The organism is Kitasatospora sp. NPDC056783, assembly GCF_042789895.1.
Lineage (GTDB): Bacteria > Actinomycetota > Actinomycetes > Streptomycetales > Streptomycetaceae > Kitasatospora.
On the sequence record NZ_JBHUAF010000006.1, the window covers coordinates 1 to 16,293 of the forward strand.

Sequence of the window (16,293 nt, forward strand, 5' to 3'; positions counted from 1 at the left end):
GAGCGGAACGGTTCGGCTCACATGGTGGTCGTGACGCTCACCCCGCTGAAGCCCTGCTGGGCGTAGAGGCTGAAGTAGACGTACCCGGCCGGCGGGTTGGTGACGGTCAGCGTCTCCGAGTTGTCCGGGCCGGTCGAGCGCGCGGTGTTGCTGCCGGTGTACGCCCAGCTCGTCGGGTTGTAGTAGAGGTCACCGTTGCCGGTGCCGCCACTGGTGGTGACCTTCACCTGCTGGGTGCCGGCCGGCACCAGGAGGTAGAAGTGCGCGTAGTTGCCCGTGGTGGCCGCGACGTTGCTGCGGGCGCAGTCGGCGTCCAGCCGGCGGGTGTCGGCCGCGGTGCACTCGGGCACCTGCGGCACGGTCGGGGTGGTGGCGCAGGCGCCGTTCGCGCACGCGGTCAGCCAGCTGTCGAAGTCGGCGTCGTAGCGGGTGCCGATGGTGGTCTTCAGCAGGGTGCGGGCCCCCGCCCAGTCCCCCGTCCGGTACTTGGCGAGGACGGCGTCCACGTCGGAGCGGTGCTGCTCCAGCATGTAGCGGACGGCGAGGTAGCCCCAGCGGTAGACCCGGTCCTGGTCGCCGTAGCCGGTGTCGAAGAGGTCGCTCAGCTTGTAGGTGTGCCGCCCGGCCGCCGCGATGGCGCCGTCGTCGGCCACCTTGCGGTAGGAGTAGGAGACGTACTCGGCGAAGCCCTCGACCCACCAGACGGTCGGGGTGGTCATGCCGGCGTCGAAGTCGCCGTACATGTCGAACCGGCCGTCGAGGTAGTGGGTGTACTCGTGGTTGAGGTTCCAGATCTGGAAGGACGGGCGGACCCACTCGGCCTCGTAGCAGAGGAAGCGCGGCTGGTTGCCGACCGTGGCCGGCTTGCCCTCCAGGTACATGCCGCCGTTGTTGGTGTCGATGCCGTAGATCGCGGCGGCCAGCACCTGGTAGTCGAGCGAGGAGTGGAAGACCACGACCTCGATCGTGGTGTTCAGGTCGTCCTTGACCGGGCCGTTGTCCTTGACCACCGAGTGGAAGAACGCGTCCTGGCCGGTCAGGCTGGTGCAGGCGGTGCCCAGCTGGGTGGTGTCCAGCGCCTGGGCGATCAGCTTGATGCTCGGGCTACAGGTGTAGTTCACGGTGAGCACGCCCGCCTTGAGCCGGTCGGGGGCGTTGCAGGTGCCGTAGTACGAGCAGTTGGCGGCGTCGTAGTAGCCGACCGCCTCGGCGACCGCGGCCCACTGGAAGACGGTGCGTCCGTTCGGCGCCGACGTGTCGGCCAGCGCCTTGGCCAGCGGACGGACCTTGGCCTGGAGCGCGGTGTCCTTCAGGAAGCGGGTCAGTTCCTTGGCCCCGTTGTAGACCAGCACCCCGTAGTCGCCGCCGAGCAGGTCGTTGTTGCGGGCGGCGAAGCCCGACAGCGCGTCCAGCACGCTCGGGTCGGCCTCGACGGCCGCGTCGAAGCCGGTCACCTGGTGGCCGCGGAACAGCACGGTGAACACCGGGTTCAGGCCCCAGGCCATGCCGGCCGGGTTCCAGGTGGAGCCGGTGTAGTCGGCCAGCAGCCGCTTGACCACCGGCAGGTAGCGGATGTTCTCCTGCGCGCTGTCGATCAGGGTGACGGCCTCGCCCAGGATCGGCGCGTTGCCCTGGCTGACGTCTCGGGAGTGGGCGCTGTTGAAGAACGCGTCCAGACCGGAGCGGATCGCGGTCTGGAGGGCGGTGCCGTACGTGCCGACGTCACCCGGGTGGTACCACTGCGCGTAGTAGCCGGCGCGCAGGAACAGCACCAACTGCTCGACGGAGGTGGAGTTGTCGCCCGGGTAGCTGCCCGCCGCGTCGCGCAGCGCGTAGGCCACCGTGGTCATCTGCTCCTCGCGGAACGCTCCCCGCGCGTCGCCGCCGGCGAGCTGGAACAGGCTGTTGATGCAGGAGATGTCGGCAGCCTTGACGTGCTGGACCAGGTCGCTTCCGGTCCGACCGGTGAAGTCACCGGTGGCGCAGGCCGATTGGGCCGTCGCGGCGAGGCCGTTGGGTGTGGCGGACCGGCGCACCTCGGCCGGCCGGGTGTCCAGCGGCAGCGGGGCGCGACGGTCGGCCGAGACCGACTTCCGCTCGCCGTCGGCGAGTCGGGGGGCATCGGTGGCGGGCTGCGGGGCCGGTCCGGCGGGGGTGCCGGCGGTGGGGGCGCCACCGGGAGCGGCGGGAGCGGCCTGGCTCTGCGGGGCGAACAGTCCGACCGCCAGGAACAGGGACAGCAGCAACGTCAACAAGCTTGCCGGCCGCGGGAATCGCGGCAGACGGGATGGGCTCACGTGGGGGCCTCCGGGCCGTCGTCGGCCGCGAGTTGGGGCGCGGCCGGTGGGGGTGTCGAGGACCGTTGGCGGCGGCGCCGCGTGGGGCGGATCCGCCGTGAACACGGTGGGGGGTGTGACATGTACCATTGCACATCCCACATGGCCTTGGGAACCCTGGGCGCTGTGCGCGGATTGCGGGGGAAACGCAAGGAGGCCGTGGTGACGGTTCGCCACCACGACCTCCGGGCCGATGTTCCGGCGGAGCCTCAAGACCCCTGCCAGGACGGCCGGTTGGCCCTCCTCGCGAGGACCACTACTTGCGGAGCAGCAGGATCACGCCCGCCGTCACCAGGCCGACCACGACGGCGGCCACGCCGTACACCAGGCGGTGCGCCCGCACCACCGGGAGGAAGCGGTCCACGGCGTAACGGCCGGGGCCGGTCAGGGCGAGCGCGGCCGCACCGGCCGTCAGCAGCAGCTCGTACTCGCTGCCCTTCGGGGCGAAGAAGCCGCCGCCCCAGGTGACGGCCACCGCGTTGACCATCGTGCCGACGATCGCGGCACCCGCCAACGGGGTCAACAGGCCGACGGCGAGGGCGAGTCCGCCCAGCGTCTCGGTGAGTCCGGCGACCACGGCCATGGCGTGGCCGGCCGGGTAGCCGCTCATGGTGAAGAACTGACCGGTGCCGTCGATCCCGCCACCGCCGAACCAGCCGAACAGCTTCTGGCTGCCGTGCGCGGCCATGGTCAGGCCGAGGACCAGGCGCAGGAGCAGGAGTCCGGCGTCATAGGCGTGCGGGGAGGTCGTCGCGGGCCCGGAGGTGTCCCGGGCCGGGCTGACGGTGGTGGTGGCGGCGGTCGTGCTCGGGCTGCTGCTCGGCATGCGCGTCTCCATCGATCGGGGTTCGGTCGCCGTCCGGCACGGGCCGGACGCGTGCGAGGGATGTGGTGATGCGGCCGGCGCGGGTCGTCACCCGAGGCCATTGTTCAAATTTGAACCTGCCGCTCTCCCGACCGTACCGCGAAGTTCGAATTTGAACAACTGACGCTCCATCGGCGACTCGCGGGCCCCGCGCGGGCCGGGGAGGGTGGAGACATGGCTCAACGCAGGCAACCCCGACGGGCGGCACGGAACGGCACCCCGTACCCCGAGGCGCTGACCGCCTTCGGCGAGCGCGTCCGGCTGATCACCCCCGACCAGTGGGACTCCCCCACCCCGTGCGCCGACTGGTCCGTCCGCGACCTGGTCAACCACCTCACCGGCGAACAGCTCTGGGTGCCCGAGCTGCTGATGGGTGCCACCATCGGCGAGGTCGGCGGGCGCTTCGACGGCGACGTGCTCGGCGACGACCCGGTCACCGCCTGGACGGAGGCCGCCGAAGCCGCCCGGGAGGCCTGGGCCGTGCCCGGCGCCACCGAGCTGACCGTCCACCTCTCCTTCGCGGACGCCTCGGGCCAGTACTACCTGGACCAGCTCACCACCGACCTGGTGATCCACTCCTGGGACCTCGCCGAGGGCACCGGACGGCTCACCCGGCTCCCGGCCGAACTCGTCGAGTTCGCGCTCGGCGAGTTCGCCGGGTACGGGGACCTCTCCGGCAGCGGGCTCTTCGACCCGCCGCTGCCGGTGCCCCCGGACGCCGGCCCGCAGACCCGGCTGCTCGCCCTCGCCGGGCGACGGGACGGCGGGTGACCGGCGTGTTCCCGGGGCGCGATCCTCGGACGGGGGCGCACGTTCCTGGCGTGGGACGCCTCGCGGGCGGAGCGCGCCTCGTCGGCGTGGGGGGTTTCGCGGGCCTGGGACGTTTCGCCGGCGGAGCGCGCCTCGCGGACTGGGCTCGCCTCCCCGGCGGGTGGTCCGACGCCGGATACTGGAAAGCGGCGGGGGCAGTCTTCCGTGCGAGAGGCGGGCCGGCCATGAACCGCAGGCCGGACATCCTCGGCGAGTTCACCGCCGACCACCGGGCGGCCGTCGAACTGCTCGACCGGATCGAGGCCGCGCCGTCCGGCGACCCCGAACGCGGCGAGCTGGTGTCCCGGCTGACCGACCTGCTCTTCACCCACTGCGCCGACGAGGAGGAACACCTCTTCCCGCTGGTGCAGCACGACGTGCCCGACGGTGGGGCGCTGGTGTTCGACAGCATCCACGACCACCTGGCGATCGGGCAGTACCTCTCCGACCTCCAGGGGCTCGCGCCGGGTGACCCGGCCTTCGACACCCTGCTGGGCGGCCTCGCCGAAACCCTGCGACGGCACCTGCGCGGCGAGGAGAGGCAACTGTTCCCGGCCGCCCGCAAGGCCCTTCCCGCCGCTGCCCGGGCTGCACTGGGCGAGCGGCTGCGGGCGGAACGGGCGGAGTTCGACGCCCCTGACTGACGGCGCTCCGGGCTGAACGGCGCTCCGGGCCGAACGGCGCTCCGGGCCCGGCGCCGCGGACTCAGCCCTTCGGGCTGATCACCGCGAACCGGGCGCCCTCGCGGTCCCGCAGCCGGGCCACCCGCCCGTACGGGGAGTCGAAGGCCGGCCCGAACGCCCCGCCGCCCAGCTCCGCGGCCCGGGCCACCGCCCGGTCCGTGTCCGGGACGGCGAAGGACACCTCCCAGTGCGGCGGCATCCCTGCCGGGCCGCCCGCCTGCTCCTTGGCCAGCGCCGCGACGCTGTGGCCCTCGGCGCGCAGCACCACCCGGTCGTGCTCCCAGCGGACGTCGAAGCGCTCCGGGTCGCGGCCGTCCCAGCGGAACACCTCGCCGTAGAACAGCGCTGCCGCGAACGGGTCCGGGGTGCGCAGCTCGATCCAGACCGGGGCCCCGGGCAGGTCCAGCCTCCGGGCGCGGCCCAGCGGGCCCTCCCAGATGCCGAACACCGCGCCCGCCGGGTCCGCCGCGAAGGCCACCCGGCCGGCGTCGAAGGCCAGCGGGCCGACCGCCAGCGTCGCGCCGCGCTCACGCACCGCGTCGGCGGCGGCGTCGGCGCTCTCCGTCCCGAAGTAGCTGGTCCACGCGAGCGGGACCGCGCCGAACCCGGCGACGCCCAGCCCGGCCACCGCCTCACCGCCGGTCACCGCGTGCAGGTACGGCCCGAAGCGGTCCGGGCCCGGCTCGAACTCCCAGCCGAGCAGAGGCCCGTAGAACTCCTTCGTGTCCTCCAGGTCCCGGGCCATCAGGCTCACCCAGCACGGCACGGCCGCCACACAGCGCACCCTGGCGACCGTCTCACCGCTGCCCATCGCGAACCTCCTCCGCCCGCCCGGCCGCCGGGCCCCTCCCGGCTCCGACGGCCCACCGGCCGCCCGGGACGCCCACAGCCTAGGCGGCCGCCCGCGCCACCCCGGGGAAGCCATGCCCGGGATCAGCGCACCCGGTTCTTGAGCGCTTCGGTCTCCAGGGAGATCCCCACCGGGTCCGGCAGCCGGACGCTCTTGCCGAAGGGGAGGGTCCGAACGGTCTCGTAGCGGACACCGTCGGGCTGACTGTGGACGACGACCTCGGCGGAGTCGCGGTCGATCAGCAGGTAGACCGGGATGCCGGCCTCGGCGTAGGCGCGCGGCTTCTCGACGCGATCATGCCCGAGCCGGACACTTCGATCATCAATGTGACGCAGGTCACATCTGTGCCGGAAATTCCGGGGACGGATTCCCCGTTTCGGAGTACGTTGGAAGAACCGGGGAGAAGTTCCCCGCATCCTGATGAGGAGCAGTCGTCGTGACCACCGCCACCGAGCCGGTCCCTCCCACGGGGAGTGCGCGCACGCCGAAGTTGCGTGCGGACGCGAGCCGGAACCGGGAGCGGATCGTCCTGGCGGCCCGGGACGCGTTCGTCGAGTTCGGCGCGGACGTGCCGCTGGACGAGATCGCGAAGCGGGCAGGGGTCGGCAACGCCACGCTGTACCGGAACTTCCCGGACCGGGTGGCGCTGATCCGTGAGGTGGTGCTGTTCGTCAAGAACCGCCTCCTGGCCCGCGCCGAGCTGGCGATGACGGAGGCGGACACCTCTGACGGCGGCGGCCCGTTCGACGCCCTCCAGCGGTTCGCGCACGCGTCCGTCGAGGAGAAGGTCGGCGGCCTCTGCACCCTGTTCAGCAGCCATCTCGACCCGCACGACCCGGAGTTCACCGAGGTCCGGGAGCGCCTCCAGTCCGCCGTGGGCGGGCTGATGGAGCACGCCCGGGCCGCGGGCGAGCTGCGGCCGGACGTCGACCCCGGTGACCTGTTCATCGCGATGAGCCAGCTGACCCGCCCGCTGCCGAACACCTCCTGCCGGCTGCTCGACGACTTCGTCCACCGGCACCTGCAGATCTTCCTGGACGGCCTGCGCGCGTCGGCGCCTTCGACGCTGCCCGGCCGGGCCGCGACCTTCGAGGACTTCCAGCAGAACAAGAACTGACCGAGCCACCAGCACCGACCACCGACACCGGCCGCCGGGCGGCGCACCGCCGCGCCCCCGTACGCCGTTTTCACCACGCCCGCCCGTACGGCGACCTGCCGTTGCCGTACGGCGGTCGACCGTTCGCGCACGCCCATACGCACCGTGAAGTGAGTACCCCCATGCCTCAAACCGACGCCCGACCGGCGACGCTGCCCGATCCCCGGCGCTGGAAGGCGCTGATATTCATCGGCCTCGCCCAGCTGATGGTCGTGCTCGACGCGACCATCGTGAACATCGCCCTCCCGTCCGCACAGCGGGACCTGGGCATCTCCGACGGCAACCGCCAGTGGGTGATCACCGCCTACGCGCTGGCCTTCGGCGGCCTGCTGCTGTTCGGCGGCCGGATCGCGGACCTCTGGGGCCGCAAGCGGGCCTTCATCGTCGGTCTGACCGGCTTCGCCCTCGCCTCCGCGCTCGGCGGCGCCGCGGCCAACACCGCGATGCTGCTCGGCGCCCGCGCGCTCCAGGGCCTGTTCGGCGCCCTGCTCGCGCCGGCCGCGCTGTCGCTGCTCGCCGTGACCTTCACCGAGGCCAAGGAGCGCGCCAAGGCGTTCGGCATCTACGGCGCGATCGCCGGTGGCGGTGGCGCCATCGGTCTGATCCTCGGCGGTCTGCTCACCGAGTACATGAACTGGCGCTGGACGTTCTTCGTCAACATCCCGTTCGCCATCGTGGCCGCCGTCGGCGCCGTGCTGGTGATCCGCGAGCCCGCCGAGGGCCGCAACCGCAACAAGCTGGACGTCCCCGGCGTGCTGCTGGTGACCACCGGCCTGGTCTCGCTGGTGTACGGCTTCACCCGGGCCGAGTCGGACGGCTGGTCGTCCGGCACCACCATCGGGCTGTTCATCGCGGCCGCCGTGCTGCTGTCCGCCTTCGTGGCGGTGGAGTCCTTCGTCAAGGCCCCGCTGCTGCCGCTGCGCGTGGTGCTCGACCGCAACCGCGGCGGGGTGTACCTGTCGCTGGGCATGGCCGTGATCGGCATGTTCGGCCTGTTCCTCTTCCTGACCTACTACCTGCAGATCGTGCTCGGCTACAGCCCGGTGCTGACCGGTGTCGCCTTCCTTCCGATGGTGGCGGGCATGATCACCGGCTCGACCCAGATCGGCGCCCGGCTGATGACCCGGGTCCCGGCCCGGTACCTGATGGCTCCCGGCTTCCTGGTCGCCTCGGCCGGAATGTTCCTGCTGGCCCACATCGGCGTGGACACCTCCTACCCGGCGCTGATCCTGCCCGGCCTGGTCCTGATGGGCCTCGGCATGGGCACCGCGTTCATGCCGGCCATGAGCCTCGCCACGCACGGCGTCCAGCCGCGCGACGCGGGCGTGGCCTCGGCCATGGTCAACACCTCGCAGCAGGTCGGCGGCGCCATCGGCACCGCGCTGCTGAACACCATCGCGGCGAGCGCCACCACCAGCTGGCTGGCCTCTCACGCGATCGCCTCGGCCACCTCTCCGGAGGCCGCCAGGGCGCTCCAGTTCCAGGGCATGGTGCACGGCTTCTCGACCGCGATCTGGGTGTCCTTCGGCATCCTGGCGGCGGCGGCCGTGGTCGCCTTCACCTTCGTCAACGCCGGCCGGCCCGGTGCCGCGGCCGGCTCGGCGACGGGCTCGGAGGCGAAGAACGAGGTGCCGGTGATGGCGCACTGACCCCCAGGGGGTCCCGTCCTCTCGGGTGCGTACGCGGCCCGTCCGGTGTCTTCCACGACACCGGGCGGGCCGCTCGCCGTTTCCGGCCGGCCCGCTCGCCGGTTCCGGACCGGGCTTCACGGAGAAGGCCCCCGGGTGAAAGTTCGGAACCGCACCGGCTCGCGGCGCACGAACAGCCCCGCCCCCTCGAACTGCCCGCCCCGGTGGACGAGAATGGAGTGGCCCGCCCGGCGGGGGTGCTCACCCGCACCCGGAGCCGGTCCTCCCGCGGTTTCCACGGCGAGGGCGGCCCGATCCCCAAGCCCACCGCCGAGGAGTTCCCGCGAGATCACCGAGGGCCACGGGCACCGACCCGCACCCCCCGACGGCACAGGGAGGACAGGTGCACCACCGAACCGACCGGCTCGCCGACAGCAGGTACCTCCTGCTCACCACCTTCGGCGAGGACGGCAGCCGAATCGAGTCCCAGCTCTGGGTGGTGCCGGACGGCGCCGCCCTCGGGGTCTGGACCCCGGCCCACTCGGGCGAGGCCGAACGCATCCGCCACCACCCGCGGGTGCTGATCGGCCCCTGCGACGCCCACGGGCGCCCCACCGGCCGGGCGGTCCCGGCCCGGGCCCGGTTCTGCGACGCCGACGACACCGCGCGCTACCGCACCTCGCTGATCAACAAGTACGGCCTGACGGCGCTGATCGCACTGGCCCGCAGCCGGTTCCGGGTGGGGCTGGCCGGGACGGTCGGCATCCGGATCACGCCGAACGAACTGGAACAGCGGCTGGTGGGGCCGGAGTGGCTGCCACCGGCCACCTACAGCGCCAACTGACGGATCATCAGCTCACCGGAATCGCTTGGCCGATGAACTCGTCGAGCGCCGGGGGCCCAGGGACGGGCGGCCCCGGCGCCCGGCGTCTCCGGGACCGGCGCCCGGCCGCCGGGAGGTCAGAACAGCGGGTGGGTCGGGACCGGGCTGACGTCCTGGATCTCGCCGTGGGCCTTGGTGAGCAGCTGCGAGGCGAGCTCGTTGAGCGCGCGGGCCCCCGCGATCTCCTCGCCGACCCTCAGCTGTTCCGGGTCGGAGGGGTGCCTGCTGCTGTAGCCGTGGGCTCGCAGCTCGCTCCCGTCGCCGAGCCGCAGCAGCGCGGCCGCGCTGGTCCGCGCCCCCTCCTCGCGGAACTCCATCTCGATGTGCCAACCGACCAGAGTCTTCATGGCGGATCACCTCCATCGGTTACTCCTCCAGAGTGCGCCGCACCCCCGGTGAACACCAGGCCAGCCGTGACGGAGGTGGCTCCCGAGGCGAGCCGAACGCGTTCACGGAGGGGTGGGTGCCATGGGTGAGGCCACCGCGGAGCCGGTCGACCTGCCGCTCCTGCTCGGCACGGGAGCCGTCGTCCCGCTCGGCCCGCGATCCGCCGGCGGTCAGGTGTGGTGCGCCGGGACCGCGACGAGCAGCGCGCCGCCGTCCTGGACGCGGACCTCGAAGTGGTCGATGTCGCCCGGCTGGAGCGCCGCACCGCCGGTGGTGCGCACCGTGGCGCCCCCGCCCTCGTAGCCGCCCGCCGGGACGGACCAGGTGGTGACCGTCTGCTGCTCTCCGCCACGCGCCACGGCGACCAGCCGGCAGGTCAACGGGCCTTGCACGCCGGACAGTCGGAGACTCACTCGGGTGCCCCAGGTGGTGCCGTCCAGGCCGACGGTGGCGTGCGCGCCGGTGGCCGGGTCGGTGGCGCTGAACTGCTCGGCGGCGGCGACCACGGAGGGGGCGTTGTCGGCGGTGAGCACCGCGGCCGTGACGGCGGGGCCCGCGGCCACCATCGCGGTCGCGGCCAGGGCCAGCACCAGCCGCCGCACCCGGCCGCGGTGCCGGGCGGCGCCGGCCTCGGCGACCAGCCGGTCCAGCAGTCGCGGGTCCGGCCGCGGGGCGGGGCCGGCCGGGTCCGCGCCGACGGCCCGGGCGGAGGCCGCGTACTCGGCCAACAGGGGCTCGGTGAAGCCGAGTTCCCGCACCTGCCCGGCGCACTGCGGGCAGTCGGCGAGGTGCCGCTCGAAGGCGGCGTGCTCGGCGGGCTCCAGCAGGCCGAGGACGTAGGCGCCGGCGTCGGCGTGCTCCGGGCCTGGGCCGGGGGCGGGGGCGGGGGCGGGGCCAGGGTCGCGTTCGGGCCCGGGGCCGGCGTCGTGCTCGGGGCCGGGGTGCTTGGTCACGATGTCACTCCCCGTTCCTCCAGGGCGAGCCTGAGCGAGCGCAGTGCGTAGAACACCCGCGAGCGCACCGTCCCGGCCGGGATGCCGAGTTCGGCGGCCGCCTCGTTGGCCGTGCAGCCCTTCAGATAGGTCTCGACGATGATCTCCCGGTGCGCGGGCGAGAGGTCGCCGAGCGCGTCCGCGACGGTCATCATCCGCAGCGCCCGGTCGATCTCGTCCTCGGCGGGCAACTGCTCCAGCACCGCCGCGTCCACCTCGCGCGGGCGGGCCAGCGCGCTGCGGTGGCCGTCGATCACGATCCGCCGCGCGACCGTGACCAGCCAGGGCCGCAGTGAGCCCGCCGCCGGGTCGAGCCGGTGGATGTTCCGCCACGCGCGGACCAGCGTCTCCTGCACGACGTCCTCGGCCCGCTGCCGGTCCCCGGCGACCAGGTGGAGCACGAACCCGAACAGCGGTCCGGCGTGCTCCCGGTACAGGGCGCGCATCAGGTCCTCGTCCGGCGCTCCCGTGCCGTGGCCGCCCGCGCGGCCGACGGGGTGCTCCTCGGTCACCATTTCATCGTTGCGCACCCGGGCCTCCTGGGCGACGGTCGGCACCGGTCAGTAGCCCGAGGTGCCGGGCATCGAGGGGCTCGGCGTGGAGCCGCCCGGTGCGCCGGCCTTGCCGCCGCTCGGGGTCAGCGCGAACCAGGTGCCGCCGACGCCCTGGCCCCTGGTGTCCCCCGGCTTGGTGTCCGGCGAGTAGCGGTAGGCGGGCCAGCCGTTCAGGGTGACCTGCTTGGTGCCGTCGGACCGGGTGACGGTGCCGACCAGCTTGCCGTCGATGCCCTTGACCGTGACGTCGCCGCTCGCGTGCTCCGGCGGCCAGACGACGGCGCAGCCGCCGTTGCAGTACGACTCCGGCGGGTTGTGCCCGTCCTGGTCGAAGCGGTAGAGCGTGAAGCCGGCGCTGTCGGTGACGACGGTGCCCAGTCTGGGGTCCCGCTCGGTCCGCAGGGTGAAGCTCGCCGGGGCGCTCGGGGCCGCCGAGTGGCCCGAGGAGCCGCCGGACGATCCGCAGCCGGCGATCAGGGCGGCCGCCGCGAGGCCGGACGCGGTGAGCAGGACGGTCCGGCGGGTGCGGGTCGTGCCGTGCATGGGGTGCCTCCCGCGGTGGGAAGGGGTCGGGCCGGACACCCTCCGGTACGGGCGGCGGCCGCCGACTGCTCAACCGGCCGTCGGCAGTGTGCGGAATACCCCGCCGACCGGGACCGTTGTGGCGGCTACATGGCCTGGCCGCCACCACTTCCGGAAGGGAAGGAATCACGAGATGAGCAACACGGTCGAGCTGACCAAGGAGAACTTCGACGACATCGTCCCGGGCCCGGAGGGCAAGGACTTCGTCTTCATCGACTTCTGGGCGGGGTGGTGCGGGCCGTGCCGCCAGTTCGCCCCGGTGTACGAGAAGGCGGCCGAGCGCCACTCGGACCTGGTCTTCGCCAAGGTGGACACCGAGGCGCAGCAGGAACTGGCCGCCGCGTTCGGCATCCAGTCGATCCCGACGCTGGCGATCGTCCGCGAGGGCGTGCTCGTCTTCTCCCAGCCCGGCGCGCTGCCGGAGGCGGTGTTCGAGGATCTGATCGGGCAGGCCCGCGGCCTGGACATGGCCGAGGTGAAGCGCAAGGTCGCCGAGGAGCAGGCGGCCGGCGGCCAGGCCTGATCCGGTTCCGGTACGGCGGAGGCCCGGGGAGCGTCGCCCCCCCGGGCCTCCGGCGTGTCCGAAGCCCCGCCCGGAGCGGTCCCAGGCCGGTTCGGGGCGGTGGTCGGGCCGGTCCCACGCCGCGCCGAGGCGGTGGTCGGGCCGGTCTCAGGCCGGTTCCGCGCCCCAGGCGGCGAGCCGGGACGCGAGGGCCCTGACCTCGGCGCGCAGCGCGGCGGGCTCACGGACGACGAACGGCCACCCGAGGCCGGCCAGCAGGGCCGCGACGCCGTCCAGGTTCTGCGCCCGGGCCCGCAGCAGCACCCGGCCCCCGGCGAGTTCGGTGAGCGTTCCGGCGGCGGGCGGCAGCCGGCGGCGGGCCTCGGCGAGGGTCGTCTCCAGCTCCACCTCCACCCGGTACCGCCAGGGCGCCGCGGCCAGGGACTCCACCACCCGCTGGACCGGGTCGAAGTCCTCGGGCGGCTCGAACCCCGCCTCGCCCTGCTCCACCCGGATGATCCGGTCCAGCCGGAAGGTGCGCGGCTCGCCGCTGCGGTGGTCGAGCCCGGTGGTGTACCAGCGGCCGGAGTGGAAGACCAGCCCGTACGGGTCGAACTCGCGCTCGCTGGGTCTGTCCTCGCGGTCCCGGTAGCCGAGCCGCACCCGGCGCCTCCTGCGGGCGGCCTCGGCCAGGGTGAACAGCGCGGTGGCGGCCGGGCCGGGGCCGGCCGCCGGGATGGCGGTCAGGCCGAGGGTCTGCTCGACGGCCGCGACCCGTTCGCGCAGCGGCGGGGGCAGCACCCGCTGGATCTTGGCGAGCGCGGTCTCGGTGGCCCCCTCCCCCACCGACAGGCCGGAGCTGCGGCCGGCCAGCAGGCCGAGCACGACCGAGGCGGCCTCGTCCGGGTTGAGCATCAGCGGCGGCAGCCGGTAACCGGGCCGCAGGCGGTAGCCGCCGTAGCGGCCGCGGTCGGCCTCCACGGGGATGCCGAGTTCGGCCAGCCGGGCGGCGTAGCGGCGGACGGTGCGCTCGTCCACGTCGAGCCGGGCGGCCAGTTCGCCGCCGGTCAGGCCGGGGCGGTCCTGGAGCAGTTCCAGCAGGGCGAGGACGCGACTGACCGGATGCTCCACCATGCGCTCCTTCCCGTCTCGTGCCGCCCGCCGCCCGAAATCCGGGCGACTTCTGTCCGGATTCGATCCTAGAGTCGGCGGTGGAGGAGGCGGGCGCCGGCCTCCCCCGGCACGTCCCGGACATCCCACCGATGAAGGAGCGATCCACCATGAGCACGTTCGTACTGGTCCCCGGGTTCTGGCTCGGCGCCTGGGCCTGGGACGAGGTGGCCGCGCCGCTGCGCGCGGCCGGGCACCGCGTCCATGCCGTGAGCCTGCCCGGGCTGGCCGAACGGGCCGGCGAAGAAGGCGAGTTCGGACTGGAGGAGCACATCGCCGACCTGGCCGAGCTGCTGGTCCGGGAGGACCTGTGGGAGGTCGTGCTGGTCGCCCACAGCGGCGCCTGCGCCCCGGTGGGCGGGCTCGCGGACCGGATGCCGGAGCGGATCCGCCGGGTGGTGTACCTGGACAGCGGCCCGATGGCCGACGGCTCGTCGGTGTACGAGCTGTGGCAGCCGGACTTCCGGCGGACGGCGGACGGCTCGATGGTGGACGGACGGCTCCCGCTGCCGTCCTGGGAGTACCTGGCCGAGCACGGTTCGAGCGTGGCCGGGCTGGACGGGGCGGCCCTCGCCCGGGTCCGCTCCCTCGCCACCCCGGAACCGGCCGGGGCGTTCCGCGACCGGCTGCGGCTGACCGGTGCCGGGGCGAAGCTGCCGCAGGCACTGGTCTCCTGTTCCTTCCCGCTCGACCAGGTCCGTGAGCTGATCGCCTCCGGGCACCCGTTCTTCGCCGGGCTGGCCGGTCCGAACTGGGAACTGCGCGAACTGCCCACCGGGCACTGGCCGATGTTCTCCCGACCGGCCGACACCGCGACGGTGCTCGCGGAGCTCGCCGAGCTCTGAGCCCCGTCCCGGCCGGGCGCTCCGGCTCGGGGACGACCCGGTCCGGCTCGGGGACGACCCGGTCCGGCTCGGAGCGCACGGCCTGTTCCGTCCGCGTCCGCCGCTGTTCCGACGGCGCCCTCGGGGTGTCCGTCCGTCGCGCGACCGCGCCCGGTTCGGCAGGATGGGGCCCGAGCCGTACCCGAGCGGAGAGCGGGCCCCGTGAGCGAACAGCCGAGCCGTACCGAACCGTCCGCCGCCGTGCCGGAGTTCGGGGCGGGCCGGGGCCTCGGACCGGTCGCCCGGTCGCGCGGCCACCGCGAGAAGTGGCCGTCGGAGGCGGTCCGGGCCAGGCTCGGGTACGTGACCGCAACCGGCCGCGGCCCGCTCCGCCGCGGGGGCTCCCGGCTGTCCGACCACTGCGGGCACCCGCCCACCGCCCCCGCCGCACGAGCCGGGGCGGCCATCGAGACGACGGAGGACCGGGCATGACCAGCACCGCCGAGGAGTACGACGTCATCGTCCTGGGGGCGGGCCCGACCGGCGAGAACGTGGCCGACCGGACCGTCGCCGCCGGGCTGCGCACCGTGATCGTGGAGGCCGAACTGGTCGGCGGCGAGTGCTCGTACTGGGCCTGCATGCCGAGCAAGGCACTGCTGCGCCCGGTGGCCGCGCTGGCCGACGCGCGGGCGGTGGCCGGCTCCCGGGAGGCGGTCGGCGACCGGCGGCTGGACCCGGACGCGGTGCTGGCCCGGCGGGACTCCTTCGCCTCGGACTGGAAGGACGACGGCCAGGTGCGGTGGCTGCGCGACACCGGCATCGAGCTCGTCCGCGGCCACGGCCGGCTCGCCGGGGTGCGGACGGTGACGGTGGAGGCCGAGGACGGCGGCGAGCGGGTGCTCACCGCCCGGCACGCCGTCGCGGTGTGCACCGGCAGCCGCCCGGTGCTGCCCGGGCACGTCCCCGGGCTCGCCGGGGTCCACCCCTGGACCAACCGGGAGGCGACCGGCGCGCAGAGCGTCCCCGGGCGGCTGGCGGTGGTCGGCGGCGGGGTCGTCGGAGTGGAGATGGCCGCCGCCTGGCGGGCCCTCGGCTCCGAAGTGGTGCTGCTGGTGCGCGGCCGCGGCCTGCTGCCCCGGATGGAGCCGTTCGCCGGCGAGCTGGTCGCCGACGGCCTGCGGGCGGCCGGGGTGGACGTGCGCTTCGGCGCCGAGGTCACCGCGCTGGAGCGGGCCGACGGCTCGGGGCCGGTGACCCTCACCCTGAACGACGGCGGGACGCTGACGGCCGACGAGGTGCTGTACGCGACCGGCCGGGCCCCGCGCACCGCCGACATCGGGCTGGAGCAGGTCGGCCTGAAGCCGGGCGACTGGCTGGAGGTGGACGACAGCTGCACGGTGCTGGGCGTCGACGGCGAGTGGCTCTACGCCGCCGGGGACGTGAACCACCGGGCACTGCTCACCCACCAGGGCAAGTACCAGGCCAGGATCACCGGCGCGGCGATCGCCGCACGCGTTCAGGGGCACCCTCTGGACACTTCCCGCTGGGGCGCGCACGCCGCGTCCGCCGACCTCGCGGGCGCTCCCCAGGTGGTGTTCACCCAACCGGAGGTCGCCGCCGTCGGCCTCACCAGGGCCGCCGCCGAGGAGGCCGGACTCAGGGTGAAGACCGTCGACCACGAGATCGGCTCCGTCGCCGGGGCCTCGCTCTACGGCGACGACTACCGCGGCCGCGCCCGGGTGGTCTTCGACCTGGACCGGGAGGTGATCGTCGGTGCCTGCCTGGTCGGCCCCGGGGTGGCCGAGCTGCTGCACTCGGCGACCGTCGCGGTGGTCGGCGAGGTGCCGATCGACCGGCTCTGGCACGCGGTGCCCGCGTACCCGACGATCAGCGAGGTGTGGCTGCGGCTGCTGGAGGACTGCCGGGGGTGAACCCGGGCGGGCGGGTGCCGGGAGCCGACCGGCGCGCCCGCCCGCCCCTGCGCTCCCACCCGCCTCCGGGCTCCGGGCAGCTGCGCCGGCCGGCCTCCCGGGTGACCGGCGCGGCGAGATGTGGCCATCGGTGGTCGGCG

The 16,293-nt window shown here is 74.1% G+C and carries 17 protein-coding genes and 1 pseudogene; 9 read left to right on the top strand and 9 right to left on the bottom strand.

Annotated elements, in window-relative coordinates:
- Window positions 1–17 precede the first annotated feature (17 nt).
- Window positions 18–2,246, bottom strand: coding sequence for a M9 family metallopeptidase (locus tag ACFRMQ_RS02195; RefSeq protein WP_380725937.1), 2,229 nt, complete (start codon window positions 2,244–2,246; stop codon window positions 18–20).
- Window positions 2,247–2,592: 346 nt separating this feature from the next.
- Entirely contained in the window at window positions 2,593–3,162 is a 570-nt protein-coding gene (locus ACFRMQ_RS02200) for a DoxX family protein (protein WP_380725939.1), read from the bottom strand.
- A gap of 213 nt (window positions 3,163–3,375) precedes the next feature.
- On the opposite strand from ACFRMQ_RS02200, the gene ACFRMQ_RS02205 reads away from it, so the two are divergent.
- A complete protein-coding gene (locus tag ACFRMQ_RS02205) occupies window positions 3,376–3,972 on the top strand; it encodes a TIGR03086 family metal-binding protein (RefSeq protein ID WP_380725941.1) in 597 nt (198 codons plus the stop codon).
- A 224-nt stretch (window positions 3,973–4,196) separates the two neighbouring features.
- The gene (locus tag ACFRMQ_RS02210) at window positions 4,197–4,655 is read left to right on the top strand and encodes a hemerythrin domain-containing protein (protein WP_380725943.1); all 459 of its coding nucleotides are present in this window, start codon (window positions 4,197–4,199) and stop codon (window positions 4,653–4,655) included.
- Window positions 4,656–4,716: 61 nt separating this feature from the next.
- Here ACFRMQ_RS02210 and ACFRMQ_RS02215 read toward each other — a convergent pair whose 3' ends face one another.
- Window positions 4,717–5,505 (bottom strand): VOC family protein, encoded by a 789-nt coding sequence (locus ACFRMQ_RS02215; RefSeq protein WP_380725945.1) that lies wholly within the window; start codon window positions 5,503–5,505, stop codon window positions 4,717–4,719.
- Window positions 5,506–5,627: 122 nt separating this feature from the next.
- A pseudogene (locus ACFRMQ_RS02220) lies at window positions 5,628–5,840 on the bottom strand (Uma2 family endonuclease); the annotation flags it as partial.
- Between the two features lie 140 nt (window positions 5,841–5,980).
- On the opposite strand from ACFRMQ_RS02220, the gene ACFRMQ_RS02225 reads away from it, so the two are divergent.
- The 3 genes from ACFRMQ_RS02225 to ACFRMQ_RS02235 all read left to right on the top strand — a co-directional run bounded on the left by ACFRMQ_RS02225 (window position 5,981) and on the right by ACFRMQ_RS02235 (window position 9,172).
- On the top strand, window positions 5,981–6,661 hold the full coding sequence (locus ACFRMQ_RS02225; RefSeq protein WP_380725947.1) for a TetR/AcrR family transcriptional regulator: 681 nt from the start codon (window positions 5,981–5,983) through the stop codon (window positions 6,659–6,661).
- Window positions 6,662–6,822: 161 nt separating this feature from the next.
- On the top strand, window positions 6,823–8,349 hold the full coding sequence (locus ACFRMQ_RS02230) for an MFS transporter (protein WP_380725949.1): 1,527 nt from the start codon (window positions 6,823–6,825) through the stop codon (window positions 8,347–8,349).
- A 382-nt stretch (window positions 8,350–8,731) separates the two neighbouring features.
- Entirely contained in the window at window positions 8,732–9,172 is a 441-nt protein-coding gene (locus tag ACFRMQ_RS02235; protein ID WP_380725951.1) for a PPOX class F420-dependent oxidoreductase, read from the top strand.
- A gap of 116 nt (window positions 9,173–9,288) precedes the next feature.
- Here the strand turns inward: ACFRMQ_RS02235 and ACFRMQ_RS02240 are convergent, their stop codons facing one another.
- The 4 genes from ACFRMQ_RS02240 to ACFRMQ_RS02255 form a co-directional block, all read right to left on the bottom strand.
- The gene (locus ACFRMQ_RS02240) at window positions 9,289–9,558 is read right to left on the bottom strand and encodes a DUF1876 domain-containing protein (protein WP_380725953.1); all 270 of its coding nucleotides are present in this window, start codon (window positions 9,556–9,558) and stop codon (window positions 9,289–9,291) included.
- 210 nt (window positions 9,559–9,768) lie between these two features.
- A complete protein-coding gene (locus ACFRMQ_RS02245) occupies window positions 9,769–10,551 on the bottom strand; it encodes a zf-HC2 domain-containing protein (RefSeq protein WP_380725955.1) in 783 nt (260 codons plus the stop codon).
- On the bottom strand, window positions 10,548–11,105 hold the full coding sequence (locus ACFRMQ_RS02250) for a sigma-70 family RNA polymerase sigma factor (protein WP_380726058.1): 558 nt from the start codon (window positions 11,103–11,105) through the stop codon (window positions 10,548–10,550). The genes ACFRMQ_RS02245 and ACFRMQ_RS02250 overlap by 4 nt, the downstream gene beginning before the upstream one ends.
- Before the next feature lie 45 nt (window positions 11,106–11,150).
- Window positions 11,151–11,687, bottom strand: coding sequence for a hypothetical protein (locus tag ACFRMQ_RS02255; protein WP_380725957.1), 537 nt, complete (start codon window positions 11,685–11,687; stop codon window positions 11,151–11,153).
- Between the two features lie 172 nt (window positions 11,688–11,859).
- On the opposite strand from ACFRMQ_RS02255, the gene ACFRMQ_RS02260 reads away from it, so the two are divergent.
- Window positions 11,860–12,249 (top strand): thioredoxin domain-containing protein, encoded by a 390-nt coding sequence (locus ACFRMQ_RS02260; protein ID WP_316520422.1) that lies wholly within the window; start codon window positions 11,860–11,862, stop codon window positions 12,247–12,249.
- A 147-nt stretch (window positions 12,250–12,396) separates the two neighbouring features.
- Here the strand turns inward: ACFRMQ_RS02260 and ACFRMQ_RS02265 are convergent, their stop codons facing one another.
- A complete protein-coding gene (locus tag ACFRMQ_RS02265; protein WP_380725959.1) occupies window positions 12,397–13,362 on the bottom strand; it encodes a helix-turn-helix transcriptional regulator in 966 nt (321 codons plus the stop codon).
- Between the two features lie 146 nt (window positions 13,363–13,508).
- Between ACFRMQ_RS02265 and ACFRMQ_RS02270 the strand changes: the two genes are divergently transcribed.
- From ACFRMQ_RS02270 to ACFRMQ_RS02280, 3 genes are all read left to right on the top strand, one after another.
- On the top strand, window positions 13,509–14,243 hold the full coding sequence (locus tag ACFRMQ_RS02270; RefSeq protein WP_380725961.1) for an alpha/beta fold hydrolase: 735 nt from the start codon (window positions 13,509–13,511) through the stop codon (window positions 14,241–14,243).
- A gap of 201 nt (window positions 14,244–14,444) precedes the next feature.
- Window positions 14,445–14,714: a hypothetical protein gene (locus ACFRMQ_RS02275; RefSeq protein WP_380725963.1), complete on the top strand. Its 270-nt coding sequence runs from the start codon at window positions 14,445–14,447 to the stop codon at window positions 14,712–14,714.
- Entirely contained in the window at window positions 14,711–16,153 is a 1,443-nt protein-coding gene (locus tag ACFRMQ_RS02280) for a dihydrolipoyl dehydrogenase family protein (protein WP_380725968.1), read from the top strand. Before ACFRMQ_RS02275 ends, ACFRMQ_RS02280 begins: the two co-directional genes overlap by 4 nt.
- Window positions 16,154–16,293 lie beyond the last annotated feature (140 nt).

Coding starts and splice junctions, on each gene's coding strand:
- ACFRMQ_RS02200 (WP_380725939.1), bottom strand. CDS start 3,162: ATGCCGAGCAGCAGCCCGAGCACGACCGCCGCCACCACCACCGTCAGC.
- ACFRMQ_RS02205 (WP_380725941.1), top strand. CDS start 3,376: ATGGCTCAACGCAGGCAACCCCGACGGGCGGCACGGAACGGCACCCCG.
- ACFRMQ_RS02210 (WP_380725943.1), top strand. CDS start 4,197: ATGAACCGCAGGCCGGACATCCTCGGCGAGTTCACCGCCGACCACCGG.
- ACFRMQ_RS02215 (WP_380725945.1), bottom strand. CDS start 5,505: ATGGGCAGCGGTGAGACGGTCGCCAGGGTGCGCTGTGTGGCGGCCGTG.
- ACFRMQ_RS02230 (WP_380725949.1), top strand. CDS start 6,823: ATGCCTCAAACCGACGCCCGACCGGCGACGCTGCCCGATCCCCGGCGC.
- ACFRMQ_RS02240 (WP_380725953.1), bottom strand. CDS start 9,558: ATGAAGACTCTGGTCGGTTGGCACATCGAGATGGAGTTCCGCGAGGAG.
- ACFRMQ_RS02250 (WP_380726058.1), bottom strand. CDS start 11,105: ATGGTGACCGAGGAGCACCCCGTCGGCCGCGCGGGCGGCCACGGCACG.
- ACFRMQ_RS02255 (WP_380725957.1), bottom strand. CDS start 11,687: ATGCACGGCACGACCCGCACCCGCCGGACCGTCCTGCTCACCGCGTCC.
- ACFRMQ_RS02260 (WP_316520422.1), top strand. CDS start 11,860: ATGAGCAACACGGTCGAGCTGACCAAGGAGAACTTCGACGACATCGTC.
- ACFRMQ_RS02265 (WP_380725959.1), bottom strand. CDS start 13,362: ATGGTGGAGCATCCGGTCAGTCGCGTCCTCGCCCTGCTGGAACTGCTC.
- ACFRMQ_RS02270 (WP_380725961.1), top strand. CDS start 13,509: ATGAGCACGTTCGTACTGGTCCCCGGGTTCTGGCTCGGCGCCTGGGCC.
- ACFRMQ_RS02280 (WP_380725968.1), top strand. CDS start 14,711: ATGACCAGCACCGCCGAGGAGTACGACGTCATCGTCCTGGGGGCGGGC.